Source organism: Canicola haemoglobinophilus, from assembly GCF_002015075.1.
Classification (GTDB): domain Bacteria; phylum Pseudomonadota; class Gammaproteobacteria; order Enterobacterales; family Pasteurellaceae; genus Canicola; species Canicola haemoglobinophilus.
Map to the genome: position 1 here is coordinate 1 of NZ_MUXZ01000015.1, position 1,359 is coordinate 1,359.

1 protein-coding gene is annotated in these 1,359 nt (G+C 43.8%); it reads left to right on the top strand.

The genetic code is table 11. The features are described 5' to 3' along the window. Window positions 1-57: 57 nt before the first annotated feature. Window positions 58-1,359 (top strand): IS3 family transposase gene (locus B0186_RS11505; protein ID WP_143411930.1). Its coding sequence is split into 2 segments (ribosomal slippage), with 1,303 coding nucleotides annotated over them: window positions 58-550 and window positions 550-1,359; the frame shifts between segments, so codons are not numbered across the junction. This gene is flagged as partial in the annotation.

Sequence of the window (1,359 nt, forward strand, 5' to 3'; positions counted from 1 at the left end):
TGATCTGCACCCCAAAAGTTGGACTCAACAACCAACTGATTGAGGTGCAGATTTTTTATGACGAAATACAACCCATCTTTTAAACAGCAGGTGATTGATTTTTATCTTGCCCATCACCAAAACCTAGCACTTACGCTTCGCCAGTTTGGGCTAAAAAGTAAGACGCTCCGCCGCTGGATTGCTCAGTTTCATTATTCTGGCTCAAGAGGCTTAGCAGTACTTCGCACGAAACGAACCTATTCACCTGCGTTTAAAATGCAAGTGGTTCAAGCGGTACTTTCTAGTAAGTTTACTTTATTGGAAGCTAGCCTCCACTTTGGTATTCCAAATGAGGGGTGCATTTCTCAATGGTTGAAAGCCTTTGAGAAAAAAGGTATAACAGGGCTCTTGCCAAAACCTAAAGGTCGCCCGAGTATGAAGCCCAAATACGCCAAAATGCCACCCCCGCCCAAAACGGAAGAAGAGCGTTTACGCCTGAGAATATTAGAACTTGAAGCGGAGGTCGCTTTTCTAAAAAAGTTGGACGAAATCATCAGAAGGGACGAAGCCAAACAGCGGAAGTTGTCGAGATGTTGCGAAAAACCTTCCCGTTAGCGATATTATTGCCGATAGCTAATTTGGCTCGGAGTTCGTTCTTTTACCACAACAAGCCGAAGACAGATAAAGATAGCGAAGTCAAAGCTCGGATTTTGGAAATTAAGCAAAAGGAACCGCACTATGGTTACCGTCGGGTCGCAATTAAGCTGGGGGATGTTAATCATAAGCGAGTGCAGCGTCTCATTAAAGAAATGGGCTTACAAGTCTTACCACGCAAGAGACGGACATATCGCTCTTATCGAGGAGAGGTCGGTAAAATTGCACCAAACCAGTTACAGCGAAACTTTAAAGCGACACAGCCGGCTCAGAAATGGCTGACGGATATTACTGAGTTTAGGGTAAAAGAGGAAAAGCTCTACTTCTCGCCGATTTTGGATTGTTTTAACAATGAAATCATTGCTTACAATCTTAGTCGTCGCCCGAACTTTCAACAGGTACAACAGATGCTCGAACAAGCGGTAAGAAAGTGCCCGAAAAATGCAACGCCAATTTTACATTCGGACCAAGGCTGGCAGTACCAAATGCGAGGCTATCAAGCCCTTTTAAAAGCGAACGGTATTCGCCAAAGTATGTCAAGAAAAGGAAATTGCTTGGATAATGCGGCGATGGAAAGTTTCTTTGGGCGGCTAAAAACGGAATGTTTTCACGGAAAATCCTTTGAAAGCATTGAGGCACTTGAGCAAGCTATACGAAGCTATGTGCGTTATTACAACGAAGAGCGAATTCAGCTCAAATTAAAAGGACTGAGTCCGATTCAATATC